Source organism: Marinomonas algarum (assembly GCF_020532605.1).
In the GTDB taxonomy this organism is placed as follows: domain Bacteria; phylum Pseudomonadota; class Gammaproteobacteria; order Pseudomonadales; family Marinomonadaceae; genus Marinomonas; species Marinomonas algarum.
In genome coordinates, this window is sequence record NZ_JAJATW010000023.1 from 1 (window position 1) to 24,967 (window position 24,967).

Below are 24,967 nucleotides of genomic sequence, written 5' to 3' on the forward strand. Positions count from 1 at the left end.
CCCGAAGCTTCGCACGGTGCTGTTACCAGCTCCGCACGTCCGAGTAGGAAACGGTTGGTGAAACAACCGGTTTCGTCAGGTAGACATACCCTGCGAAACAGAAATACTTGCAACTTTCAGGTCGCACGACCAAAAAACCATTGCTTTCCCTTTTGGGTTTGGTGCATCTCGGGATCGCGTGCTTTCGCTTTATTCTTGGTTGAACTGGCGGCTTCAATGATGGTGGCGTCGACAATCGTGCCTTCTTTTAAGTAAATCCCTGCGCTGGACAGCCATTTATTGACCTCTTTAAAAAGTTGACGGGAGAGCTTATGTTTTTCCAGCAAGTGCCTAAAATTCATAATAGTAGTGTGGTCAGGGATAGCGATGTCCAGCGACAACCCAGCAAAAAGGCGCATCGACGTGATTTCATAAAGCGCATCCTCCATGGCAGGATCACTCATGTTGTACCAATGTTGCATACAGTGAATGCGAAACATCGTAGACAGCGGGTACGGTCTTCTTCCTTTTCCAGCTTTGGGGTAAAAAGGCTCAATCACGGCTTCAAGCTGGCCCCACGGCATCAACTCATTCATTCGAGTAAGAAAAAATTCTTTACGCGTTTTACGGCGTTTATTGTTGAATTCACTGTCGGCAAAGGTAAGTTGATGTGACATGGGAATACTCGAAGGTTAAAAGTGAATTATCTCATGAGCAGGATTTATTCGCATGTTCCCTAATAATATACAAGCATTCCCCTCCTCCTATGAGCAACATTTAGGCGCTTTCATCATCCTTACTGTTATTTTTTTTGTAATAGAAATAACCATAAGCAACCCTAATAATGCCCCTGTTGATACGGTAAGCCAAACAGGGGTTAATTCATGCTCAGGTCCTATTTGAGGAACAATCGCAATATTGAAATGCATGACCGCTATATCAACTAAATAACCAAATATCAGTGCGCCGCCTAATACTCCACCTAGATAGCCGACTAATGCGCGCTTGCCTAACTCTTTCGCCACCACGCCCAGAGTCGCAATGTTTGTTGCTGGGCCGGCCAGCATAAATACCAGCACAGCACCAGGCGCCACACCCGCTAACAACAAGCCCGCTGCGACGGGTGTAGAGGCTGTGGCACAAATATACATAGGCACAGAAATCATCATCATGACCAACATGGCTAATAAACCATTTCCCCAAGAAGCAAGAAAGCCGTCAGGAACGTAAGTTTGTATCAAGGCAGCAAAAACCAGTCCTGTCACTAACCAGACCGCCGTATCGTCCAGCATCTCTGTAGCAGCATAAACCAGACCTGCTTGTGTCTTTTTCAAAACACCTTCTGACGGCTTGGATGTACGGCTTGAGCAACATGACGAACCAGACGTAACAGGTGCAACTGACTGACTACAGCAACCTTCTATTGACGTATTTTCTGACCCGCTTACCACTTGCTTTTCTTCTTTACCAACAAGCAACCCCGCTAAAATCGCACTACTCATGGCAGCAATAGGACGTACAATGGCCATAAAAGGCCCAAGCAACACATAAGAAACAGAAATAGAGTCAACACCCGTTTCTGGTGTAGAAACCAAGAATGACGTGGTGGCTGCTTTGGATGCACCGGCACGACGTAAACCAATCGCCGCAGGAATCACACCACAAGAACATAACGGTAAAGGCGCACCAAAAAGCGCGGCTTTCACCGTCGACTTGAGCCCATGCCCTCCTAATTGCTGATTCATCCAGCTCATAGGCACAAAGACTTTTAGCAACCCAGCCATCACCAGACCCAATAATAACCATGGCGCCGATTCTAAAAAGAGTGCCATGAAATTATCTAAAAAAATCATACAAGCCTACCTTAATGATGATGTTCATGTCTCACTTGATCGACATCAGATTCTAATGCCTCCAACACCGTACAATGCTCAGCACTTTTAGCACTGCCACAACAGGCATCCGCAAGTCGCTGTAGAGAAATATGAAAACGTGTTAACTCGGCCATCTTCACTTCAATGTCAGTCAGCTTTGCATTCACCAAGGCTTTTACATCCGCACAGACACTATTGGCTTTGTCGACCTCAATAGATAAAAGCGATTTAATATCGGCTAAACTGAATCCAACAGCTTTCGCTCTTAAAATAAATGATAAGGTTTGTTTGTCTTGCTCTGTATACATTCTGTAGCCGGAGCTTGAGCGGCTGGAAGGCGCCAGCAAACCTTGCTTTTCATAAAATCTTAACGTGTCGCTTTTGATCTCAAACGCTTTGGCAAGCTCTCCTATGCGATACATTTTTATCCCTCAATCCGTGTATTGAAACCAATATAAACCTTGGATATAGGTCTAAGGTCAAGAAAAAATAACAAGGATCAAGAACATTTGATAAAAGCGTATCGTTAGACAAACGTATCTTTAAACATGAAGACATACGCATCTGAGAGAAGCTGGTTTTGAAGAAGACGTCGGTTTGAAGAAGGGTCAATGCTTAGAAAAAGCAAATAGGTATATAAGAAGCAAAAAAATAAAACGTCTCGACGGCATCGAGACGTTCTCTTCATGTTAGCAACACTAAGAAGATTTGTAATCAATTAGGTTTAACGAGGCGTCACGATCCATCAGTTCATCTTGCATGCTTTCCACATGACCAGCCACCTCATCGGGAGACACAAAATGCGCGATGTGATACATAGCGTCTCCTTCTTGGACAAGAGGAATATTTTGTTTACCAATAATAATGCCGCCGTTTTTGCACAGAACCTTATCCAAAATATCCCCATATGGGTCTTTGATTTCAGCTAACACATCCCCCGCTTCAACCAGATCACCCAGTTCTTTTATATGCGTTGTAAAACCACTGTCGGTGGCACGTACCCAGCCGCTACTACGCGCAATTCTGGGTTCTGATAACGATTTTTTGCTACGAGACTTTGGCAACATGCCCAAATGCCTCATCACACCAACAATCCCCTTCACTCCCGCTCGTATGGACAATTCATCAAAGCGTAACGCCTCACCTGCCTCGTATAAAATGACCTTGGCACCCACATCGTTTGCACACTCTCGCAAAGATCCATCCCGCAAGTTTGAGTTCATCAATACCGGTACACCAAAAGCTTTGGCAATCGATAAGGTCTCTGCATCGTCTAAATTTGCTCTTACCTGAGGAAGGTTCGTTCGATGCAAACTGCCAGTATGCAGATCAATACCATAATCCGCTTTAGACACAATTTCACTTAAAAAACGATCAGCAACGCGCCCAGCTAAAGAGCCTCTTTTCGACCCTGGAAAGGAGCGGTTAAGATCTCGACGGTCCGGCAAATAACGGCTTTGATTTAACACGCCATAGCCATTTACAATTGGTACGGCAATCAGTGTTCCCTTAATACTATCAAGGTACTTGCTCTGAATAATGCGACTAATGATCTCGATACCATTTAACTCATCGCCATGTACCGCCGCACTGATAAACAGCGTGGGCCCAGGACGCTTCCCACGCTTTACAAAAACCGGCATCGACATGTTGGTATCAGTATAAAGTTTTACCATGGGTAACTTTATACGCACCGTTTCCCCCGAGGAAATCGCCACTGTACCAATTGTTAAAACATCGTCGCTCATTAGCCTTTACCTTTGGTTTTTGTGCTGCTCACTAATGCGCTTTTTTCAATGTGCTGAATAATCATTTCCGCCACGTCTTTGCCCGTCGCTGTTTCAATGCCTTCTAATCCAGGAGAGGAATTCACTTCCATGATTAAAGGACCATTGTTAGAGCGTAGAATATCCACACCACACATGTTCAATCCCATTACCTTAGCCGCCTCAACAGCGGTTCGGCGCTCTTCGGGGGATAACCGGATCAATGATGCTGTACCGCCACGGTGAAGATTTGAACGAAACTCACCTTCAGCCCCCTGTCGTTTCATTGCCGCAATCACCTTCCCTCCCACGACCAAACAACGGATATCGGCACCACCTGCTTCTTTGATGTATTCTTGCACCAAAATATTGGCTTTTAGGCCCATAAAGGCTTCGATAATAGACTCCGCTGTTTTATTGGACTCAGCTAACACCACACCAATACCTTGCGTACCTTCTAATAACTTAATGACAACCGGCGCACCACCGACGTTTTTAAGCAGATCACCGATTTTATCAGGGTGATGGGCAAAACCCGTCTTGGGCAGACCCAACCCTTTGCGAGACATTAATTGCAAAGAACGTAATTTATCCCGAGAGCGACTGATGGCGACCGACTCATTGATACTGTAGGTTCCCATCATTTCAAATTGTCTCACCACGGCGGTGCCATAAAAGGTGACCGACGCCCCAACGCGTGGGATAACGGCGTCGTATTTTGGCAAAGGTTTACCATTATAACGAACCGAAGGATTACTACTGGTAATGTCCATATAACAGTGCATGGTATCGATGACATCCATTTCATGGCCAAGCTTTTCACCCGCCTCAACCAACCGACGCGTTGAATAAAGTCGAGGATTACGAGAAAGAATTGCGATTTTCATAGATGTCCTTTGAACAAAAAAAGAAAAATTAGGTGAATAAAAACGAGAATGTTCTTGGCGCGAGAATAGTCAATAACGCCTGTATTAGGAAGTGATTTCGCTCACACTCCTGTAAAAAAGACAAAAAAATCCCCGTGTATTCGCTCTACAACGATACACGGGGATTTATTAATAAGTATTAAAAAGTAACCGCCGTACGCCGCTATTTTTTAGGAGCAAATGGGTTTTCCGACGACTTGAATTCAAAAATAATAGGCGTACCTGTGATATTTAACACAGTACGGAACTTATTCTCGAGGTAACGTTTATAACTGCCCGGCAATGCGTTGGTTTGGTTACCATGCACCACAATACGAGGTGGGTTTGATCCACCTTGGTGAGCATAACGCAGTTTAATTCGACGGCTATTCACCATAGGAGGCTGATGCTCAGACACAGAGTCTTCCAGAATACGAGTTAGGCGATTGGTGGACCATTTCGCGTAACAAGATTCGTAGGTACTTTCAATAGTGTCATACAAATCCCCCACACCCGTGCCATGCAACGCCGAAATATAATGCACCTTTGCATAAGGAACAAAGCCTAAACGACGTTCCACTTCTTTTTTGATGTGTTCGCGTTCATCTTTTTGCAGACCATCCCATTTGTTAATCGCAATAATCACCCCACGACCGGCGTCTAACACGTAACCAATCATATGAAGGTCTTGTTCGACTAAGTCCTCATGTGAGTCAATGACCACAATAACCACATTGGCGTCTTGGATAGCCTGTAAGGTTTTGACAATCGAGAATTTCTCAACCGCTTCTTTTACATGCTTACGACGACGAACCCCTGCCGTATCGATCAAAGTATATTCTTTATCGTGGCGCACATAAGGAATATACACGCTGTCTCGTGTCGTACCAGGCATATCGTAGACAATCACTCGGTCTTCACCCAGCATTCGATTCACTAAGGTAGATTTGCCCACATTAGGACGACCCACCACACCAATACGAATACCACGCGACTCAAGGTTGATCTGACTCTTAGCCTCTTCGACTTGTTCAGCAAAAGGCAACATGACTTTATCAATGAGAATATGCACGCCTTTACCGTGGGAAGCTGCGATCGGGTGCAGTTCACCAAAGCCGAGCGAATAAAAATCCGCTAAGGCAATGTCTTCATTGATGCCGTCTGTTTTGTTCACAACAAGAGAAATTGGCTTATTCGAACGACGCAAGTGGTTTGCAATCATTTGGTCGGCTGGGTTAAGACCGTGGCGGCCGTCCACTAAGAACAGAACCGCATCGGCCTCTTCAATTGCTAACAAAGATTGACGCGCCATTTTTTCATCAATGCCTTGTTCATCACCACTGATACCGCCCGTATCAATCACAATAAACTCATGTTCACCCAGTTTACCGTCACCGTATTTTCGGTCACGCGTCAGGCCTGGGAAATCGGCAACTAGGGCATCACGGGATCTCGTCAACTGATTGAAGAGCGTTGATTTGCCAACATTGGGTCTACCTACCAATGCAATAACTGGAATCATTTTTTTACCTATAAATATACGAAAGCGGCCACCTTCTCTAAAAAAGAGAAGGCAGCCCCTTTAAAAAATCGCTACAACAAAACCAAAGTAAGTTTTAATAGCGTAATGCCGTCACATTTGCGTCAGGCGTAAGAATAAACAATTGCTCATTGTTGGTCACCATTCGGCTTCCAGGTGGGACATCTTTATTGTCCGCTACTCTGTGTTCAGCAATGCTACCATTTATTGTATCCAACAAATGCACATAGCCTGCACGATCCATCACAGCCACATAATCTCGGAAAAAAGTAGGCGTGATCAAATCACGATCGACCAAGTCGGTATTTTCCCAAATCTCAGTCCCATTTTTCGCATTCAACGCCAAAACACGGCTTTCCATGTCAACCGCTACTAACACATCACCTTCAACGGCCACACCCACTGAGCTGGCGATACTACGCTGCCATAAAGGGCGACCACTGTCGATATTAAGCGCCGCCAAGGTACCATTGTAAGCAACCGCATAGACAATATTATCAGCAACGACGAGGCGACCATCAATATCGCTTAAACGCTCTATTTCGTAGCGTCCCTCTGGTTTACCAACATCATAAGACCATAAAGACGCACCGTCTTGTAGTGCGTAAGCCTTGAGTTTGCCATTTGCAAACCCAGCCATGACTTTACCCTGAGCAATGATGGGTGCGCTTGTACCACGTACTGTTAGAGAAGGCAAATCTTCTTTTGCACGCCACAAGATCTCGCCTGTCGCCGCATCCAACACATTCAGCCAACCATCCGCCGTTTGAACCGCTAACTTACCTGCAGCATAAGTGGCCTCTGATAATACCTCGGAACTCAAAGAGGCTTCCCATAAAACAGATTTATCTGCCATAGAAACGGCTACTAGCTGTGCATCGTATGTACCAAAGTACAGAGTGTCGCCCTGTCGAGTGACACCGGAACTGGCTCTTAAGCCTGTTTCAAACGAATCCATTTCTTTTCCCTTATCCTGACTCAGCGCGTAAAGCGTGCCTTCGTCAGTCACGAGAAACAAAGCCCCCTCTTCTGCAACAAGATTAAAACGTTCGCTTGTTTCACCAAAGTCGCCGTCCACACCGGTTCGCCATGATTTTTTCAGATCAACCTTACTTTCGATCGATGGCAACTTAGGTAAGTCAGGACGTGCATTTGAACAACCTTGTATCGCCAAGGCGGCTAATAACACAACAGAAAAAAGAGGCTTACTCATTATTAACCTTTTGTTAAATCTTTTAGTTTAATATCAAGCAAAGGGTGGTTTACACCAGCCGCTAATGCCGCATTTGCTTTCTCGTAGGCAATACGGGCACCTTCTCGGTCATTCTGAGACAGTAAAATATCGCCAATTAATTCTTGTTTCTGGGTGGTAAACTCAGCAGCAGTGATTTGTTCAGCGCGAGACATCGCATCGTCATACTCCGCTTTTTGTAATAACAAGCGTGCTATTCGTAAATGTGCAATGGCAACAAACGTTGCATCATCTGTTTTAGTGATCGCGCCTTCCAAAGCGGTGATCGCTTCATCATACTGCCCTTGCTCAGCGTTTACTCGAGCCAAAAAGAGCTGACCAAACATGGCATAACCTGTATCGCCATATTCATCAGAAAGCTGATTGGCAATAAAAGTCACCGTATTTTGGTTGTCCTCATCAGTTAAATCCGCTGCCGCTTGAATCAGATTTTGATAAAGTGCTGACGCTTCGCTGGTGTGGTTTGCTTGACTTGTTTGCCATGCCTGAAAACCGAAGTAACCGCCTAGCCCCAAGGCAACGGCCAGTACTAACGCTGTACCGTTCTTTTTCCACCAAGATTTAAACGCTTCAATTTGTTCTTCTTCTGTCTTTAATTCAGACACGTTACTTCCTCATCCCAAGTGCCGCTTGGCTCGTTAGCACATTTACTTCTCGCGAAGAGAGTAATGCAAAGCAAGCGGCATGCAGTTTTATTTATTAAAGAGTATGACGACCGATAAAACCCGCGACATCGTTTAGAGGTAGCGTCTCTTGCACACCCGTTGACATATTTTTAACTTGGCAAACACCACCAGCCACTTCATCTTGCCCTAAAATGACCGTGAAGCGTGCCGCTGATTTATCGGCTTTTTTCATTTGATTTTTGAAGTTTCCACCACCACAGTGACGCAATACCACCAAATCCGGTGCTTCTTGTCGTAATGTCTCTGCCAACACAAATGACGACAACTCAGCCTCGTCACCCATGCTCATAATGAACACATCCGTAGCAAATTTTGCTTCATCAGGAATTAGATCGAGCGTCTCAAGCAATAAAACCAAGCGCTCGATTCCCATTGCAAAACCTACAGCAGGGGTCGCTTTACCGCCAAGTTGCTCAACCAAACCATCATAACGACCGCCCGCACACACGGTTGCCTGAGCACCAAGGTGTGTGGTCACCCATTCAAATACCGTCTTACCGTAGTAATCTAAGCCACGGACAAGACGAGAATTAATGACAAAACTGACACCATTCGCCGTCAAAATAGCTTGAAGACGCTCAAAATGTGCTTGCGACTCATCGCCAATGAAATCTTCTAAGTTAGGCGCATCTTTTAACACAGCTTGTGTTGCGGCCTCTTTAGAGTCCAGGATTCTCAAGGGGTTAGTGCTTAGACGTCGCTGACTGTCTTCGTCTAACACGTCTTTAAACTCCGTCAGATACTCCACTAATGCCGCTTTGTAGGCTTCACGCTCCGAGGCCAGCCCTATGGTATTCAGTTGTAATTCAACCTGATCAAGCAACCCTAGCTTCTTCCACAATCGTGCAGACAAAATAATCAGTTCTGCATCGATATCGGCTGTTGCCATACCAAACGACTCAACACCAATTTGATGAAACTGACGATAGCGACCTTTTTGTGGGCGCTCATAACGAAACATGGGGCCTGTGTACCACAGGCGTTGTGTTTGATTAAACAGTAAACCGGCTTGGTCTGCTGCACGCACGCAGCTTGCGGTCCCTTCTGGTCGTAAAGTCAACGATTCGCCATTACGATCGCTAAAGGTATACATTTCTTTTTCGACGATATCCGTTGTTTCGCCTACACCACGTTTGAACAGATCGGTGTTTTCAACAATAGGAAAACGAATCTGTTGGTATCCATAAGACTTAACGACTTCTGCTACCGTTTTCTCAAGGTACAACCAAACAGAAGATTGATCGGGTAGAATGTCATTCATTCCCCTGATCGCTTGAATTTTACGTGCCACAATGGATCCTTAACTTTTTACAATAATATTGGCGAGTTCCTGTTCTTTTAGGAGTGCCTTCTCTCGAATCATTTTTTCTAAATCGTCAACCAAGGTATCGTTTTTGGTTTTGCTATTCGGCTTACCATCTTGGTAAATCAAGTTATTGGGTGACCCGCCAGCAAGACCAATATCCGCTTCTTTCGCTTCACCGGGCCCATTCACCACACAACCAATAACAGCCACATCCATCGGGACAACGATGTCTTCCAGTCGTTCTTCCAACTGATTCATGGTTTTTATCACATCAAAATTTTGACGTGAACAGCTCGGACAGGCAATAAAGTTAATGCCTCGATTACGCAGTTTCAAACTGCGAATCATATCCCAACCGACCTTCACTTCCTGTACAGGATCAGCCGCTAAAGACACTCGCAATGTATCACCAATGCCATCCATTAATAACAAACCAAGGCCGATGGACGATTTGACCGTACCAGAACGCAAACCACCAGCCTCTGTGATTCCCAAATGCAACGGGTTGTCTATTTGACTGGCAATTTTACGATAGGCGTCTACGGTCATAAAGATATCAGACGCTTTTAAGCTAAGCTTGTATTCATGAAAATCCAGCTCGTCAAAATATTGAATTTGACGAAAAGCGGACTCCACTAGCGCATCGGCCGTCGGCTCACCGTATTTTTTCTGTAAGTCTTTTTCCAAAGAACCCGCATTTACGCCGATACGAATAGGAATGTTCTTATCACGGGCGCAGTCCACAACGGCTCGAATTCGGTCTTTATTGCCAATGTTGCCTGGATTAATACGCAAACAGTCGACGCCATATTCAGCGACCTTTAACGCAATTTTGTAGTCAAAATGAATATCTGCGACCAAAGGCACCGACACGGACTCGCGAATGCGCTTAAATGCCTCAGCTGCGTCCATAGAGGGAATTGAAACACGTACGATATCTGCACCGGCATTCGCAATTGCACGAATTTGTTCAACAGTCGCGTCAACGTCACAAGTCTCAGTATTTGTCATACTTTGAATACTGATTGGCGCGCCACCACCAACAGGAACATCTCCCACCATAATTTGGCGGGAATGACGGCGTTTAATAGGGGATTCAAAATGCATAAGAGTCTCTACTTGAGCTCAAATCGAGCTAATCCTTTGCGAGTAAAAGAAGAAAAGTCGAATTCTTCACCTTTGTATTTAAACGATGTCACACCATCCGCATAACCAAGCACCACTCGATAAGGTGCTTTGCCTGTTAGTGTTAAATCATCGCCAGCCGTTTTCACACCTGAAAATAAAATTCGACCACTGCCATCACGGACTTCTGTCCAGCAATCATCGCTAAAAGTCACCATGATATCATCAGAATACATTGGAGTTTGAGGCGTTTCTGGTTCAGGCTCTGGCACGTTCGCTGTTGCACGAATGACATCGCTTGGGTTAACGCCCGCCTCTTCCAAGATCGCCATGGTCTCTGCCGACAGTCCTGTGACAACCGCCTCGTCACTATTGCGTTCTGTTGCATTCGAAGGGTCTACTTCCACTGTGTTAGACGCTTGATCAGAGCCATCATTTCCTAACGTTGAATCATTGCTCTCATCAAAACGGTCAGCTTCTGTCAACAGGCTCAAATCAGCGTCGCCTTCTTGAATCGTTTCAGTGATATCGTTCGCCGTGTTCGGTTCTAGTTCGGATACGTCTGCGCTCGATGACTGAAAAGGCCACCAGAATACTAAAAACACTAGGACGGCAACAATGACGACCGAGATCACAATAACAATAGGGTCACCAATGTGGGTCTGTTTATTCACTTTATCAACGGGTTGAATGGTGGATTCCGTCCCTTTACGGGCAGCGTCAAATGTAGCCAATAAGTCAGCGCTTTCTATGCCTAACACGCGGCAGTAACTCTTTATAAAGCCTCGAGCAAAGGTCATTGAGCGGAAATAAGAAAAATGGTTGGATTCAAGCGCACGAACTTGATCAAGTGGTATTTTCAGTGCTTTGGCAATGTCGTTTTCGTCTAAATGTTGTTCTAATCGCCCTTGTTTAAGGGTTTCACCAATGTCTAACGTATCCACATAAAGCGTATTAAAAGAGGAATCCGTATTTGATTCAGTTGTCATGTCAATACCTTGAGCCGTTCAGGCATGTAAAATTGCTCGCAGACAAATACAGTGTAGGGTCAGTCTCGTGTGCGGTTAAGTGCCACGACAGACAGTTGTACTCATCAAAATGCGCCGTTCCTCGGGCAAATTCTTTGTCAGCCTGGATGTTGTTAAAAATGATGCGAGCTTTGCGACTATCGCCCTGTATTAAAACAAGATTGAGCTCTGTCATCAAACCAATCAGCGGTAAATCCGCAATTTCTTTTGCTTGCTGGAGATGGTTTTCAGCTAAGTTTACGCGATCCTGACGCAAGGCACATCTTGAGAGATTAATTTGCACCGATTGGCGCTGTTTAACACTTCTTTCAGCGGCTTTTTGAAAAGCATCACAGGCCTCATGCCAACGCTGTTGCGTCCCCAACAAAACACCATAGTTATTCCATAAAAAGCCGTCATGCGGATAACGCTGCAGTGCATCAGTATACACTAATGCAGCTTCATCTTGGTGCGGCACACTTAACCAATAAAGGCTTATTAACCGGACATAAGGCAAACTTTGCTCTTCAGATGGGATACGATCAAGCTGCGCTTTGGCTAATGCCCATTGACCAAGAAGAATGTGCGCTTGCGCAGCAGACAAGCGCTTTGCTGTGTTCACTGAAGGAGAGGTTGACTCAACCTCCTTGTAAGCACACGCTGAGAAAAATAGAGAACACAATAGTAAAACACTCATCCATTGAAGTCGCATACAGACATCCTTGTCATGCAAAACAGTAAGGCTTTAAACGTTAACTTTTGACTTCTCGTAATTCAATGTATTTCTGACTGCGACGGGTTCGATCCTGAAAATCTCCGACTAACTGACCGCAGGCCGCATCAATATCGTCGCCACGAGTGGTTCTTACTGTCACCGTGTAACCGGCATCCGCCAATATCTTCTGAAAACGACGAGTACGATTATTAGAAGGCTTTTCATAGCCTGAATGTGGAAAAGGATTAAACGGAATCAGGTTAATTTTGCATTCCAGTGTTTTCAGTAACTCGGCCAATTCGTGAGCTTGCTCTTCATTGTCATTGACACCTGACATCAAGGTGTACTCAATGGTGATGTGGCGCTTATCAGGAAGGTTAGCTAAATAAAACTGACACGCTTCCATCAGCTCTGCAATAGGGTACTTTTTGTTAATCGGCACCAGTTCATTACGCAATGCATCATTTGGCGCATGCAAGGATACCGCCAAGGAGACATCCGTACGTTTCACTAATTCGTAAATTTTCGGTACCACACCCGAGGTGCTCAAGGTGACTCGACGTTTAGATAGGCCATAAGCATGGTCGTGCATCATCAGAATCATAGCATCAACGACAGGCTCAAAGTTCATCAGAGGCTCCCCCATTCCCATCATCACCACGTTGGTCACACGGCGTGGGCCATTGGGGTCCATAGGACCAAAAGATTTAATCGCAATGGCAACCTGCCCGATGATTTCTGCAGGTGTTAAATTACGGTTAAAACCTTGCTTACCAGTTGAACAAAAACTGCAGTCCAACGAACAGCCCACTTGAGAGGAAACACACAGAGTGGCTCGATCCCCATCTGGGATCAACACAGTTTCAACGCAATCGTTTTTACCGCCTTCTGTACGAATAATCCACTTACGCGTTCCATCTGCAGAGATATTTTGTGACACCACTTCAGGCGCACGAATTTCACAAATTTGCTCTAATTTAGCACGCAGCGCTTTACTGACATCCGTCATTTCATCAAAGCTTTCGGCACCTTTTTGGTGAATCCATTTGATCACCTGAGTAGCACGAAACTTCTTTTCGCCAATAGATTCAAAAAACTCAATCAGTTTTTCAGGGGATAAACCTAGCAGGTTTACTTTTTTGATGTCAGTCATAATTCAATGTCGCTTGCTGTGTATAGCATTAAGTGTAAACGAAAAAAGCCTCTGAAAAGGAAGGTCTTTTCAGAAGCCTCTGTAAAAAAGCGGGCTAACGCCCGCTTTTACAAATCAGTTCGGACATAAAGGTCCTAGCTGTCAATTACTTACCGAAGAAGTAAGCGATTTCGCGAGTTGCAGATTCAACAGAATCAGAACCGTGTACAGCGTTCGCATCGATAGACGTTGCGTAATCAGCGCGCAAAGTACCTGCAGTTGCTTCTTTAGGGTTTGTTGCACCCATTAGTTCACGGTGACGAAGAACAGCGCCTTCACCTTCAAGAACAGAAACAACAACAGGACCAGACGTCATGAAAGCAACCAAATCTTTGTAGAAAGGACGCTCTTTGTGCTCAGCGTAGAAACCGCCCGCCAATTCGTCGTCTAGTTGAATCATTTTCGCTTCAACGATTTTAAAACCAGCACGTTCAAAACGAGTGTAGATTTCGCCGATTACGTTTTTTGCAACAGCATCTGGCTTGATGATAGATAGAGTGCGTTCTAACGCCATGGTATAACTCCAAAATAAAGATAAAAGATCGTGTTAGCACGACCTAGGTGATAAAAGTTTTGCGCGCGTATTATACTCGGCTATTTATTAAAGTTGTATGATCAAACCAACAATATTTGCTCTCCATGAGGTAAAAAAGTCAATTATTGACCTCAACCCATGGATCTTAGCTGATTGATGGCGTTTTTAATGGTTTGTGCGGCAAAATCGACTTCCTCTTCCGTGGTAAATCGACCAACAGAAAGGCGAAGTGAACTGTGCGCCAGTTCATTAGACAAACCAATTGCTCGTAACACGTACGAAGGCTCTAAACTCGCCGATGTACAAGCAGAGCCTGAGGATACAGCAACATCGCTGAGTGACATAAGCAACACTTCACCATCGACATTCGCAAAACCCACATTGATCACACCCGCTACTCGCTGTTGCGCATCGCCGTTTAGATGAACACCTGGCAATTCACTTAAAGACGACCATAGACGCTCTCGCAATGCGCTAATTCGAGTGCAATCTTTCACCATCTCTTGACCGGCTAAAGAAAAGGCTTCCCCCATACCGACAATTTGGTGTGTTGCCAATGTTCCTGAGCGCATACCACGCTCATGTCCACCGCCGTGAATTTGCGCGTCCAGCTTCACTTTTGGCGCACGTCGAACATACAGGGCACCAACACCTTTTGGACCGTACGTCTTATGAGCAGTCAAAGACATTAGATCAACATTCATCGCGTTAACATCAATCTCTACTTTTCCAGTGGTTTGAGCGGCATCAACATGCAAAAAGACACCGTGAGCGCGCGTAATGTCACCAATCGCTGCAATGTCTGTTAACACGCCTAATTCATTATTACCGTGCATCAATGACACCAAAATAGTGTCGTCGCGTAAGGCTTCTTTCACTTGATTCGGTGAAATCACACCATGACAATCAGGCTGTAAATACGTGACTTCAAAACCGTCCTTCTCAAGCTGCTTGCATGGGTCAAGAACCGCTTTGTGCTCGATCATCGAAGTAATAATATGTCTGCCCTTTTGACGATAAGCATGAGCCACACCTTTAAGTGCTAAATTATTTGCTTCGGTCGCCCCTGATGTCCAAACGATTTCTCGGCAATCTGCTTTAATTAGATTTGCAACCTGCAACCTTGCCTCCTCAACCGCTTCTTCAGCACGCCAGCCATAAAGATGTGAGCGAGAAGCGGGATTACCAAAATTCCCGTCTTGCGTCAGACAAGCCATCATTTTTTCAGCAACGCGAGGGTCGACAGGGGTTGTCGCGGAATTATCAAGGTACACAGGGGTATTCATTTAACGCACTCCAAAACATCGTCGTCAATACACAGTTAACAAAGGCAGGTTACACAAACACAAACCAACAGACGGCTTATAAAGTCTTATACAGCCGCTTGAGCAATGCCTTTTATTCGACCCACAATAGAACGCAGACCATTGCCTCGAGTCGGGCTTAAATGTCTTTCAAGGTCTAGTGCTTCAAAATACGCGGTAACATCAAAATCGATGATTTCTTGTGGCGTTTTTTCATTCAAAGCCGCTAGAACCAGCCCCAATAAACCACGAACAATAATCGCGTCGCTGTCTACTGAAAAGAGAAGCACTTCACCCTTTACGGCATCTTGATCACTGCTTGGTTGAATCCAGACACTGCTTTGACAGCCCTTAACCAAGCGCTCTTGCGTACGCCATGCTTCATCGAACTCAGGTAAAGACTTACCTAAATCAATAATGTATTTGTATTTGTCTTCCCAATCGTCAAAAAACGACAGGTCATCGACTATATCCTCTGTACTGGGTAATGCCATGAGAACCTCTTTGTGTTGAGCCTAATCAAACAAAAACGGCACTTAGTAAACTACTAAGGCCGTTTATTATTATACGTAATTTTGATGGATGTCCGAAGTCATCAGGCAAAGACTTTAAAAGAAAAGCCCTGCTTCTAATTGCGCTTCTTCGCTCATCATTTCTCTTGACCAAGGCGGATCAAACACCAAGTCGACAGAAACACTGGCGACATTGGGCACTTTAGCGACACGATACTTTACATCGCCCACAAGGACTGGCCCCATTCCACAGCCAGGGGCTGTCAGCGTCATATCAATGGAGACACTGTTTGCAGCATGATCTAAAGACACCTTATATATCAAACCAAGCGAAACCAAACTGATTGGAATTTCAGGGTCATAAATACTGTCAAGTGCTTGCCAGACTTGCTCTTCGTTCACCTTACCCGAGCCGTCGTCGTCAAATCCTAGCACTTCAGGCTCTTGGCCTATCGCCTCTGCATCCGTGCCGTCGATACGCAACATATTACCTTGCCAAGTAACGGTGTAGTTTCCACCCAAACTTTGGTTGATAGTGATAAATTGACCTTCTGGAATACTCGTCGGCTCACCGCTCGGTACACGTCGTGCCGGACAAGCACGGTTTGTTACTACCATTTTCTGCATGACTTAACTCACACTAAAGCTTTCGCCACAGCCACATTCAGCCACAACATTGGGGTTTCTAAATTTCACAACTTCGTTAACGCCTTCGCGTACCAAGTCAATTTCGGTACCTTTGAGCATGGCTGCGGACTTGGCGTCGACCGCCAAACTCACCTCACCGAAAGTCAAAACGGTATCTTCTTCCGAAGCGCTGTCGACAATGTCTAACACATAGGCAAAACCAGTACAGCCACTTTCTTTTGTACTTAATCGGATCATTTTGCTTGGCTGCTTCACCAACTTAGAAGCAAAATATTTTTGTGCCGCATTGGTTAACGACACACTGGAAACAGGATCAAAAGTCGCTACTGACATTACACTCTCCTACGCCAACATACTGCGCACTTTTTTTAGCGCAACAAACAGGGCGTCAACTTCTTCTAATGTGTTATAAATGGCAAACGATGCTCGCGCGGTTCCCGGCACATTAAAGCGTGCCATAAGGGGTTGCGCACAATGATCGCCCGTTCGTACAGCAATACCTTGGCGATCCAACAAAAAACCAATATCGGCCGGATGGCCTTGATCAAGTACAAAGCTCAACACACCAATTTTTTCTTTGGCATTCCCCACTATGGTCAAACCATCGAATTCTTTGGCCAATTTCGTCGCGTGATCTAGCAATGCTTTTTCATGCGCGACCACTGAATCATGGTCTAACGAACTGAACCATCGAATGGCTTCACCCAAGGCAATAGCGTCTGCCACGTTTGGCGTGCCTGCTTCAAAACGATAAGGCAATACGTTCCAAGTAGACTCCTGCAGAGTCACGGTGGAAATCATCTCGCCGCCCGTACGCCATACAGGCCAGTCTTCAAGAACGGACTCTCTCCCCCACAACACACCAATCCCCATGGGACCATATAACTTATGTCCAGAGAAGACGTAAAAATCACAGCCAATCTCTTGCACATCAGCCCAACCATGAGCCGCACCTTGTGCTCCATCAACCAATACCAATGCGCCGAACTCTTTCGCTTTTTTCGTCATGGCTTTGACGGGATTAATCGTTCCCAGCGCATTAGATACCTGAGGAAAAGCGACGAACTTAGTTTTTTCATTAAGCAATGCTTCATAGGCCACTTGATCGAGCTCACCATCATCGGTCACCGGAACCGTTTTTAAAACAGCACCCGATGCCTTACAAGCTTGCTGCCAAGTCACTAGATTTGCATGGTGATCCATACCAGTGGCAATAATCTCATCCCCTGGCGAAAGAAGCGTCTCCAGCCCATGGGCAACAATATTGATGCTTTCCGTTGTCCCTGTTGTCCAAATCACTTCTTCACGTTTTGGCGCGTTAATGAATTCTTTCACGGTATCACGTGCCGCTTCAAAGCAACGCGTTGCTTCATCAGCTAAACGGTGAGCACCACGATGCACATTAGAGTTGCTTGTTGTGTAATATTCAACCAAGGCATCAATTACACATTGCGGTTTTTGCGTTGTGGCGGCATTATCTAAATAAACCAGAGGTTTGCCGTCAATCTCACGCTTTAATATTGGGAACTGATCACGGATTGCAGTTACATCAAAACTCATCAATATTCGCCTTAGTTCACTTCCATCTGCAAGAATCGCTCACGAATCATAGGACGAACCCACTCCGCTAACGCTGCATTTGGCATTAAATCAATTAGCTCATTGATAAAACCGAAGTTCAGCATTACCTGCGCTCTTGCTCGGCTTACACCGCGTGTTTGTAGGTAGTACAAAGCTTGCTTATCAATTTGAGCGACGGTTGCGCCATGAGCACATTTCACATCATCTGCATAAATCTCTAGCTCTGGCTTAGTGTTAATTTCTGCTCGATCAGACAATAAGAGGTTGCGGTTGTTTAACTCCGCTAATGTTTTTTGAGCATCGGGATGAATATGAATACGACCATTGAAAACAGAACGAGAACGGTCTGCAACAATACCACGCACATTTTCTTCCGTCGTACCATTCGGCATGGCGTGCTCCACTGTGGCGTGTAAGTCAAATAACTCTTTACCGTCCAGCAAGTACATCGCATTCAATTTGGCGTCGGCAAACTTACCTGCATGAATAATATCGGTATCAATACGAGTCAAGTCACTGCCAAATCCCACCAGCGTACTGTGCATTTTGGCGTGATCAAGAAGGTTAAAGTGACTGCCACCGATCGACACATTATTGCCTGTCTGTAATGCGAACCGATAATGTTCAAGGTAAGCATTCGATGCAATTTGATACTCAACAAAGGCTGTGGTTAAGCTGTCGCCTTGTGCATGCGTATCTTCGATAACCGTCAAACGAGAGTTAGGCGCCAAATTAACAAACACTCGTGTATGAGATTCGACCCCTTGACTTGACAAAGAACTGATGCGGATAGGCTGAGTAATATGGACACCTTCCGCCACGGAAACCAGCAAAACGTCTTGCGATAAAACATCGTTAATTAAACCGAATAAATGACGCTCAGGCTTAATGGTTGAAATGTTCGCAAGCGCTTCACCTTGCTGCCCTGATGAAAGGTTTTTACCCAATGTAATTGAAAGACCTTCAGGCAAATCATCTGTTAACTGTGTTGTATCAAATCGACCATTCACAAAAACCAACTCAATGGCTGACAAATCCGCTACTGATGTGGGCAGTAGATTCGCCGCAACAGTAGAGGCTTTCGCAGGTGAACGCTCAACAGAGCGAAGCGGAGTATAACGCCATGCTTCTGTTTTTCGGGTTGGCCACGCCGTTTTTGCCAAAAGTTCAAGAGCTTGAGTACGTTTTGGCGCTAACCAATCGTCCGCGCCCTGCCCTCGAGCGATGGCATTTTCTAACCATACACTCATGCCTTACCCCTCTAGCTCGTCTTCAGCTGGCTCTTTTTGTAACCACGCGTAACCTTGAGCTTCTAACTCCAAGGCCAAGGATGCATCACCACTTTTCACAATTTTGCCATCCGACAATACATGAACAAAATCTGGCTTAATGTAATCTAAAAGACGTTGGTAATGCGTGACAACAATAAAACTACGGTCTGCAGAACGCTGGCTATTCACCCCTTCCGCTACAACTTGCAAGGCGTCGATGTCAAGACCGGAATCCGTTTCATCCAAAATACACAGCTTAGGTTTTAGCAATAGCATCTGCATCAGCTCGTTACGCTTTTTCTCGCCGCCAGAAAAGCCCTCATTCACACCGCGCTTTAGAAAAGAAACAGGCAAGTTTACTTGCTTACAGGCCGCTTTTGCTTCTTTCAAAAATTCCGCGGAAGTAATCGCTTCTTCACCGCGCGCTTCGCGCTGAGCATCAACGGACGCTTTTAGGAACTCTAAGTTACTCACACCTGGAATTTCCACTGGGTATTGAAACGCCAAGAAAAGTCCCGCGCGAGCACGATCTTCCGTCTCCATTTCAAGCAGATCTTGTCCGTCTAATACAGCACTGCCGCTTTCAACACTGTAACCGTCTCGACCAGACAGTACATAACCTAATGTACTTTTACCGGCTCCGTTTGGACCCATAATGGCGTGCACTTCACCTGGCTTAACGTCTAAATTTAACCCCTTGATGATTTGCTTTTCTTCTACGCTGGCGTACAACTCTTCGATCGTCAACAAACTTTGGGTATTCGACATGTTCAATAATTCCTTAACCTACAGAGCCTTCAAGGCTTATTTCTAGTAATTTGCCCGCTTCAACGGCAAATTCCATGGGTAATTCTTTAAATACTTCTTTACAGAAACCGTTCACTATCATCGATACGGCTTTTTCAGGATCAAGACCACGTTGACGGCAAAGATACATCTGCTCATCGCTGACTTTCGACGTCGTTGCTTCGTGCTCGATAATAGCAGAAGGGTTACGACTTTCTACGTAAGGAAAAGTATGGGCACCACATTGGTCGCCAATCAGCAGTGAATCACATTGTGTGAAATTTCGCGCACCTTGTGCACCAGGGTTCATTCGTACCAAGCCACGGTAACTGTTGTTACTGCGACCCGCCGAGATACCCTTGGTAATGATGGTCGACTTGGTGTTTTTACCAAGGTGAATCATTTTGGTACCGGTATCGGCTTGTTGACGACCACGTGTTAGAGCAACCGAGTAAAACTCTCCAACACTGTTATCGCCTTTTAATACACAGCTTGGGTATTTCCAAGTAACAGAAGACCCTGTTTCTACCTGTGTCCAGGAGATCTTTGCACTGGTGTGGCAAATACCACGCTTAGTAACAAAGTTGTAAATACCACCTTTGCCATTTTCATCGCCTGGATACCAGTTCTGCACAGTGGAATATTTGATCTCTGCATTATCCATAGCAACCAATTCAACGACAGCAGCATGCAACTGGTTTTCATCTCGCTGAGGAGCAGTACAGCCTTCCAAATAACTGACGTGACTTCCTTCATCCGCTACGATCAGAGTGCGTTCAAACTGACCGGTATTCTGCTCGTTAATACGAAAATAAGTCGACAACTCCATCGGGCAACGGGTGCCTTTTGGAATATACACAAATGAACCATCCGTAAACACCGCACAGTTTAGTGCGGCGTAATAGTTGTCTTTCTTAGGCACGACGCTGCCAAGATATTTTTTAACCAGATCAGGATACTTGTGAACCGCTTCAGAAATAGGACAGAAAATAACGCCCGCTTCTTCTAACTTTTCACGAAACGTCGTCACCACAGAGACAGAGTCAAAAACAGCATCAACGGCAATACCCGCCAGCATTTGTTGCTCAATAAGTGGAATACCGAGTTTTTCGTATGTCCGCAGTAACTCAGGATCCACCTCGTCTAACGACTTGGGCTTGTCTTTCATACTTTTCGGTGCGGAGTAATAAGAAATGGCCTGAAAATCCACTTTTGGATAATCCACCAGCGCCCACTCAGGCTCCTCCATTTCGAGCCACTCGCGAAATGCACTCAAACGCCACTCAAGCATCCATTCTGGCTCGCCTTTCATTACCGAAATACGTCGAATAACATCTTCATTTAAACCAGGCTCAAACGTTTCTGATTCCACATCAGACACAAAGCCCGCTTCGTATTCCCGTGCCAGCGCCTTATCTATCTGCTCAGTCATATAAAAACTCACTTGTTATAGGAACAAATGCACTGACTACAGCGCATCAGGTTCAACTTAATTAATTCTTTACTTAATCAACAATCGCTGCGGTAATTTTATCACTTTCAAGACAACGTTGTTTGCTTTGGAACTGCTGTCGCTGTGCGACCTGACGTACATCGTTGCGCCGCACTAACTGATCTAGACTAATTTGATTTAAAAAATCGTGAATTTGATCGCTTAAATCACACCATAAATGATGGGTAAGGCAAGTGTCGCCGCTTTGACAATCACTCCGCCCTCTACAGCCGGTTGCGTCAACCGATTCATTGACAGCATCGACAATCTGCGCGACATAAATATCTTCATTCGCGCGATTAAGACGATAACCTCCTCCTGGACCTCTCACACTGTTTACCAGTGATTTCTTACGCAGCTTAGAGAATAATTGTTCAAGATAAGATAAAGAAATTCCTTGTCTGCTTGAAATATCAGACAAAGACACAGGCCCTTGATCTGAATGCAATGCCAAATCAAGCATGGCGGTTACCGCGTAACGACCTTTTGTTGTCAGGCGCATAAGCTATCCATTTAGATTGTTCTATTAGGATAAATAGTACAAAAACCTACTGTTTTGATCAAGTATTTACCTGAGTAATTTAGTAGGTTATTACCTCTTTACTGAGTGCCATGCCAATGGGTAGCGTATTTTACTTTGCTCTACCGCAAAACAAAACCACCAAACGCACCATCCATTAAGAATCCCATTTTATTGTAGAGGAGCCACTCAGAGGCTGAAAAACACGTCAGACACATAAAATCACTTGTTCTTTCCCACAAAATAAGGACACAATTTGTCATCGTATTAGATGCAGTCGCCTACTTTGAGGATATAAGGGGAAATAAGATGGCACCCAAAACGGCACCAGAAGAAACAACAGAACAAGAGACGGTTAAGAAGAAACGGTCTTTCATGCTGCCCATTGCATTTTTTCTATGCTTTGCTTTCAGCGTTGGCGCCTCTTCTGGCGTGACATTTTTTCTACTACAACCTGGCTCAGAGGCATCACCACTTGAAGAGAAGGTGACTGAACAAGAGACACTGTTAACCGATATGGAAGCGTTGATAGAGGCTCAACAGTTAAAAATCAATGCTTTAGAAGCACAAGACGACGTTCTGACACTGTATTTGCGGCATAGCAGTGCAACAGCGCTGAAAAATATTTTAATTGATCAAGAGCGAAATATTCAGGCCTATTTAAAAGTCATGAAATCTTCCATGAAAGATTTATCCAATGTTGTGCCTAGAACAACTGACTGGAACAATGAATACCAATATCAACTGGATCTTGCTCTCAAAGGCAGTATCCAACGTGAGGATTTACTGGCTTTGTTAAAAACCGGCGAACCTAATGATAAGCCATCACAATAATCTGTGTGATGGCTTGCTCAGCTAACCATGGCGATAACTGACATCAAATGGTCATCGCCAATAAAGTTCCCTGCTTAATGGCGCGCTTAGCATCCAACTCAGACGCTACATCTGCTCCTCCAATATAATGAATCAGATCACTTTCCAAACTTTCTCCCAAGGTTTTGTTTGGCAACTGCCCTGCACAAATCACCACGTTGTCTACGTCTAAACAGCGTGCTTCACCCGCGACTAACAAATGCAGACCTTGATCATCGATTTTTTGATAGTCACATTCTGACAACATGGTGACGCCTTTTTTCTGCAACTCTGTTCGGTGAATCCAGCCTGTGGTTTTGCCTAACGTCGCACCCACTTTTTTCTTTTTGCGTTGTAAAAGATAAATATCGCGTTCAGCAGGCGCAAACTGTGGCGTAACACCCTCAACACCACCTCTGGCCGTAAAAGACATATCCACGCCCCACTGAGCCATAAAATCTGTAATCGATAGATCTTTATCAGACGAAGGGTGAACAAGAAATTCTGACACATCAAAGCCAATGCCACCGGCTCCAATCACGGCCACTCGCTGCCCTACGGAATGGCCATTCATTACTTGCAAATAACTCAGCACTTTAGGGTGGTCTATGCCTTCGATGTCCAATGGCCTTGGCATAATTCCTGTGGCGATTACTACCTCATCAAATGCCAAGTTCGCCAGTAATGCAGAATCCACGGAGGTCTTTAAACACACATTGACGCCAGTAAGTTCAAGTTGGCGAGTAAAATAGCGCAATGTCTCATAAAACTCGCCTTTTCCAGGAATACGCTTAGCAATATTAAATTGTCCACCGATTTCGTCGGCCGCATCGAATAAGGTCACATCATGACCACGTTGAGCCGCCGTGGTTGCAAAGGCCAATCCAGCGGGACCCGCACCGACGACACCAATCCGCTTTGGTGTCTGAGTCGGCGTCATGATCATCTCTGTTTCATGACAGGCTCTAGGGTTGACCAAACAAGACGTCATTTTTTGGTCGAACACATGGTCCAAACAGGCTTGGTTGCAGGCAATACAGGTATTAATTTCATCCGCACGATTTTGCTCCGCTTTTAGAACAAATTCTGGATCAGCAAGAAAAGGACGCGCCATGGAGACCAAATCGGCATCCCCTCTCGCCAACACCGATTCGGCTACCTCTGGCATATTAATACGGTTCGAGGTGATGAGTGGCACATTCAGTAGCGTACGCAACTTCGCTGTTACCCAAGTAAACGCGGCCCTCGGTACTTTGGTTGCTATGGTGGGTACACGCGCTTCGTGCCAACCGATTCCGGTGTTAATTAGCGTTGCCCCCGCTTTTTCAATGCCTAATCCAAGCTCAACAACTTCGTCTAGGTCACTGCCTTGCTCAACCAAATCGAGCATCGATAGACGGTAAATAAGGATAAAAGACTCGCCAACCGCTTCACGAATACGGCGCACGACCTCTAGAGGAAAACGTATACGCTGTTGATATTCTCCGCCCCATTCGTCCTCACGTTGGTTGGTTCGTGATGTAACAAATTGGTTAATTAAGTAGCCTTCCGATCCCATTACCTCGACACCGTCGTAACCTGCTTGCTGCGCCAAAACAGCGGCTTGAACAAAATCCTCTATTTGCTGATGAATGTCATCTTCAGTCAATTCATGGGGAGAAAAGGGGTTAATCGGCGCTTTTAAAGAGGAAGGGGCAACCAGTTTTGGGTTGTAAGCATATCGACCTGTGTGCAGAATTTGCATACAGATTTTTCCACCTTCGGCGTGCACTGCCCGAGTGACCAATTGATGGTTATCCACATCGTGTTGGCTAACCATCAAGGCGGCACCAGCGTAGACTCCCCCTTCGGGATTAGGACCGATCCCTCCCGTCACAATCAGGCCCACTCCTCCCCTGGCTCGCTCAGCATAAAAAACGGCCATACGCTCAAAGCCGCCCTTTACTTCTTCTAACCCTAAATGCATAGAGCCCATGATGATGCGGTTTTTTAACTGTGTGAAGCCTAAGTCGAGCGGCTGAAAAAGATGTGGGTAAGCAAACTGGTTCATAGTAGGACTCGCTTTATTATTTTTATGATATTGGATCGGTTTTGATATGTTGACAGTGTCAAGATAGGT

General features: G+C 45.3%; 24 protein-coding genes and 1 pseudogene. 1 reads left to right on the forward strand and 24 read right to left on the reverse strand.

What is annotated here, in order from left to right:
• Positions 1-128: 128 nt before the first annotated feature.
• The 23 genes and pseudogenes from LG368_RS12915 to iscR all read right to left on the reverse strand — a co-directional run.
• A pseudogene (locus LG368_RS12915) lies at positions 129-656 on the reverse strand (IS5 family transposase); the annotation flags it as partial.
• Between the two features lie 87 nt (positions 657-743).
• Entirely contained in the window at positions 744-1,832 is a 1,089-nt protein-coding gene (locus LG368_RS12920) for an SO_0444 family Cu/Zn efflux transporter (protein ID WP_226755145.1), read from the reverse strand.
• Positions 1,833-1,843: 11 nt separating this feature from the next.
• Positions 1,844-2,275 carry a Zn(2+)-responsive transcriptional regulator gene (gene zntR, locus LG368_RS12925; protein ID WP_226755146.1) on the reverse strand — a complete coding sequence of 144 codons (432 nt, stop codon included), beginning with the start codon at positions 2,273-2,275 and terminating at the stop codon, positions 1,844-1,846.
• A 276-nt stretch (positions 2,276-2,551) separates the two neighbouring features.
• Positions 2,552-3,601 (reverse strand): succinylglutamate desuccinylase/aspartoacylase family protein, encoded by a 1,050-nt coding sequence (locus tag LG368_RS12930; RefSeq protein ID WP_226755147.1) that lies wholly within the window; start codon positions 3,599-3,601, stop codon positions 2,552-2,554.
• A complete protein-coding gene (gene rimK, locus LG368_RS12935; RefSeq protein WP_226755148.1) occupies positions 3,601-4,506 on the reverse strand; it encodes a 30S ribosomal protein S6--L-glutamate ligase in 906 nt (301 codons plus the stop codon). The genes LG368_RS12930 and rimK overlap by 1 nt, the downstream gene beginning before the upstream one ends.
• A gap of 202 nt (positions 4,507-4,708) precedes the next feature.
• Positions 4,709-6,046 carry a ribosome biogenesis GTPase Der gene (gene der, locus LG368_RS12940; RefSeq protein ID WP_226755149.1) on the reverse strand — a complete coding sequence of 446 codons (1,338 nt, stop codon included), beginning with the start codon at positions 6,044-6,046 and terminating at the stop codon, positions 4,709-4,711.
• 94 nt (positions 6,047-6,140) lie between these two features.
• Positions 6,141-7,277 (reverse strand): outer membrane protein assembly factor BamB, encoded by a 1,137-nt coding sequence (gene bamB / locus LG368_RS12945; protein ID WP_226755150.1) that lies wholly within the window; start codon positions 7,275-7,277, stop codon positions 6,141-6,143.
• A 2-nt stretch (positions 7,278-7,279) separates the two neighbouring features.
• The gene (locus tag LG368_RS12950; protein ID WP_226755151.1) at positions 7,280-7,921 is read right to left on the reverse strand and encodes a YfgM family protein; all 642 of its coding nucleotides are present in this window, start codon (positions 7,919-7,921) and stop codon (positions 7,280-7,282) included.
• Positions 7,922-8,015: 94 nt separating this feature from the next.
• On the reverse strand, positions 8,016-9,293 hold the full coding sequence (gene hisS, locus LG368_RS12955; RefSeq protein WP_226755152.1) for a histidine--tRNA ligase: 1,278 nt from the start codon (positions 9,291-9,293) through the stop codon (positions 8,016-8,018).
• Between the two features lie 9 nt (positions 9,294-9,302).
• Positions 9,303-10,415: a flavodoxin-dependent (E)-4-hydroxy-3-methylbut-2-enyl-diphosphate synthase gene (ispG, locus tag LG368_RS12960; RefSeq protein ID WP_226755153.1), complete on the reverse strand. Its 1,113-nt coding sequence runs from the start codon at positions 10,413-10,415 to the stop codon at positions 9,303-9,305.
• Between the two features lie 8 nt (positions 10,416-10,423).
• Complete coding sequence (locus LG368_RS12965) at positions 10,424-11,422, reverse strand: RodZ domain-containing protein (protein ID WP_226755154.1); 999 nt, start codon at positions 11,420-11,422, stop codon at positions 10,424-10,426.
• Position 11,423: 1 nt separating this feature from the next.
• A complete protein-coding gene (locus tag LG368_RS12970) occupies positions 11,424-12,152 on the reverse strand; it encodes a hypothetical protein (RefSeq protein ID WP_226755155.1) in 729 nt (242 codons plus the stop codon).
• Between the two features lie 40 nt (positions 12,153-12,192).
• A complete protein-coding gene (gene rlmN / locus LG368_RS12975) occupies positions 12,193-13,308 on the reverse strand; it encodes a dual-specificity RNA methyltransferase RlmN (RefSeq protein ID WP_226755156.1) in 1,116 nt (371 codons plus the stop codon).
• A 145-nt stretch (positions 13,309-13,453) separates the two neighbouring features.
• On the reverse strand, positions 13,454-13,861 hold the full coding sequence (gene ndk / locus LG368_RS12980) for a nucleoside-diphosphate kinase (protein ID WP_024022239.1): 408 nt from the start codon (positions 13,859-13,861) through the stop codon (positions 13,454-13,456).
• 152 nt (positions 13,862-14,013) lie between these two features.
• Positions 14,014-15,168, reverse strand: a complete 1,155-nt coding sequence (locus LG368_RS12985) for an IscS subfamily cysteine desulfurase (RefSeq protein WP_226755157.1) — start codon at positions 15,166-15,168, stop codon at positions 14,014-14,016.
• Between the two features lie 86 nt (positions 15,169-15,254).
• The gene (locus LG368_RS12990; protein WP_226755158.1) at positions 15,255-15,680 is read right to left on the reverse strand and encodes a SufE family protein; all 426 of its coding nucleotides are present in this window, start codon (positions 15,678-15,680) and stop codon (positions 15,255-15,257) included.
• A gap of 114 nt (positions 15,681-15,794) precedes the next feature.
• Complete coding sequence (gene sufT, locus LG368_RS12995) at positions 15,795-16,325, reverse strand: putative Fe-S cluster assembly protein SufT (protein WP_226755159.1); 531 nt, start codon at positions 16,323-16,325, stop codon at positions 15,795-15,797.
• A 3-nt stretch (positions 16,326-16,328) separates the two neighbouring features.
• Positions 16,329-16,679 carry a HesB/IscA family protein gene (locus LG368_RS13000; RefSeq protein ID WP_226755160.1) on the reverse strand — a complete coding sequence of 117 codons (351 nt, stop codon included), beginning with the start codon at positions 16,677-16,679 and terminating at the stop codon, positions 16,329-16,331.
• A gap of 9 nt (positions 16,680-16,688) precedes the next feature.
• A complete protein-coding gene (locus LG368_RS13005; RefSeq protein ID WP_226755161.1) occupies positions 16,689-17,906 on the reverse strand; it encodes an aminotransferase class V-fold PLP-dependent enzyme in 1,218 nt (405 codons plus the stop codon).
• A gap of 11 nt (positions 17,907-17,917) precedes the next feature.
• Positions 17,918-19,177, reverse strand: coding sequence for a Fe-S cluster assembly protein SufD (gene sufD / locus LG368_RS13010; protein WP_226755162.1), 1,260 nt, complete (start codon positions 19,175-19,177; stop codon positions 17,918-17,920).
• Between the two features lie 3 nt (positions 19,178-19,180).
• Entirely contained in the window at positions 19,181-19,966 is a 786-nt protein-coding gene (gene sufC / locus LG368_RS13015; protein ID WP_226755163.1) for a Fe-S cluster assembly ATPase SufC, read from the reverse strand.
• A gap of 13 nt (positions 19,967-19,979) precedes the next feature.
• The gene (gene sufB / locus LG368_RS13020) at positions 19,980-21,416 is read right to left on the reverse strand and encodes a Fe-S cluster assembly protein SufB (RefSeq protein ID WP_226755164.1); all 1,437 of its coding nucleotides are present in this window, start codon (positions 21,414-21,416) and stop codon (positions 19,980-19,982) included.
• Positions 21,417-21,489: 73 nt separating this feature from the next.
• The gene (iscR, locus tag LG368_RS13025) at positions 21,490-21,978 is read right to left on the reverse strand and encodes a Fe-S cluster assembly transcriptional regulator IscR (RefSeq protein ID WP_226755165.1); all 489 of its coding nucleotides are present in this window, start codon (positions 21,976-21,978) and stop codon (positions 21,490-21,492) included.
• Between the two features lie 327 nt (positions 21,979-22,305).
• On the opposite strand from iscR, the gene LG368_RS13030 reads away from it, so the two are divergent.
• Positions 22,306-22,830, forward strand: coding sequence for a hypothetical protein (locus tag LG368_RS13030; protein WP_226755166.1), 525 nt, complete (start codon positions 22,306-22,308; stop codon positions 22,828-22,830).
• A 43-nt stretch (positions 22,831-22,873) separates the two neighbouring features.
• On the opposite strand, the gene LG368_RS13035 is transcribed toward LG368_RS13030, so the two are convergent.
• Entirely contained in the window at positions 22,874-24,898 is a 2,025-nt protein-coding gene (locus LG368_RS13035) for an NADPH-dependent 2,4-dienoyl-CoA reductase (protein WP_226755167.1), read from the reverse strand.
• Positions 24,899-24,967 lie beyond the last annotated feature (69 nt).

Bases quoted from the DNA above. Each gene is read 5' to 3' on its own strand.
- LG368_RS12920 (WP_226755145.1), bottom strand. From the start codon at position 1,832: ATGATTTTTTTAGATAATTTCATGGCACTCTTTTTAGAATCGGCGCCA.
- zntR (WP_226755146.1), bottom strand. From the start codon at position 2,275: ATGTATCGCATAGGAGAGCTTGCCAAAGCGTTTGAGATCAAAAGCGAC.
- LG368_RS12930 (WP_226755147.1), bottom strand. From the start codon at position 3,601: ATGAGCGACGATGTTTTAACAATTGGTACAGTGGCGATTTCCTCGGGG.
- rimK (WP_226755148.1), bottom strand. From the start codon at position 4,506: ATGAAAATCGCAATTCTTTCTCGTAATCCTCGACTTTATTCAACGCGT.
- der (WP_226755149.1), bottom strand. From the start codon at position 6,046: ATGATTCCAGTTATTGCATTGGTAGGTAGACCCAATGTTGGCAAATCA.
- bamB (WP_226755150.1), bottom strand. From the start codon at position 7,277: ATGAGTAAGCCTCTTTTTTCTGTTGTGTTATTAGCCGCCTTGGCGATA.
- ispG (WP_226755153.1), bottom strand. From the start codon at position 10,415: ATGCATTTTGAATCCCCTATTAAACGCCGTCATTCCCGCCAAATTATG.
- LG368_RS12965 (WP_226755154.1), bottom strand. From the start codon at position 11,422: ATGACAACTGAATCAAATACGGATTCCTCTTTTAATACGCTTTATGTG.
- LG368_RS12970 (WP_226755155.1), bottom strand. From the start codon at position 12,152: ATGCGACTTCAATGGATGAGTGTTTTACTATTGTGTTCTCTATTTTTC.
- rlmN (WP_226755156.1), bottom strand. From the start codon at position 13,308: ATGACTGACATCAAAAAAGTAAACCTGCTAGGTTTATCCCCTGAAAAA.
- ndk (WP_024022239.1), bottom strand. From the start codon at position 13,861: ATGGCGTTAGAACGCACTCTATCTATCATCAAGCCAGATGCTGTTGCA.
- LG368_RS12985 (WP_226755157.1), bottom strand. From the start codon at position 15,168: ATGAATACCCCTGTGTACCTTGATAATTCCGCGACAACCCCTGTCGAC.
- LG368_RS12990 (WP_226755158.1), bottom strand. From the start codon at position 15,680: ATGGCATTACCCAGTACAGAGGATATAGTCGATGACCTGTCGTTTTTT.
- sufT (WP_226755159.1), bottom strand. From the start codon at position 16,325: ATGCAGAAAATGGTAGTAACAAACCGTGCTTGTCCGGCACGACGTGTA.
- LG368_RS13000 (WP_226755160.1), bottom strand. From the start codon at position 16,679: ATGTCAGTAGCGACTTTTGATCCTGTTTCCAGTGTGTCGTTAACCAAT.
- LG368_RS13005 (WP_226755161.1), bottom strand. From the start codon at position 17,906: ATGAGTTTTGATGTAACTGCAATCCGTGATCAGTTCCCAATATTAAAG.
- sufD (WP_226755162.1), bottom strand. From the start codon at position 19,177: ATGAGTGTATGGTTAGAAAATGCCATCGCTCGAGGGCAGGGCGCGGAC.
- sufC (WP_226755163.1), bottom strand. From the start codon at position 19,966: ATGTCGAATACCCAAAGTTTGTTGACGATCGAAGAGTTGTACGCCAGC.
- sufB (WP_226755164.1), bottom strand. From the start codon at position 21,416: ATGACTGAGCAGATAGATAAGGCGCTGGCACGGGAATACGAAGCGGGC.
- iscR (WP_226755165.1), bottom strand. From the start codon at position 21,978: ATGCGCCTGACAACAAAAGGTCGTTACGCGGTAACCGCCATGCTTGAT.
- LG368_RS13030 (WP_226755166.1), top strand. From the start codon at position 22,306: ATGGCACCCAAAACGGCACCAGAAGAAACAACAGAACAAGAGACGGTT.
- LG368_RS13035 (WP_226755167.1), bottom strand. From the start codon at position 24,898: ATGAACCAGTTTGCTTACCCACATCTTTTTCAGCCGCTCGACTTAGGC.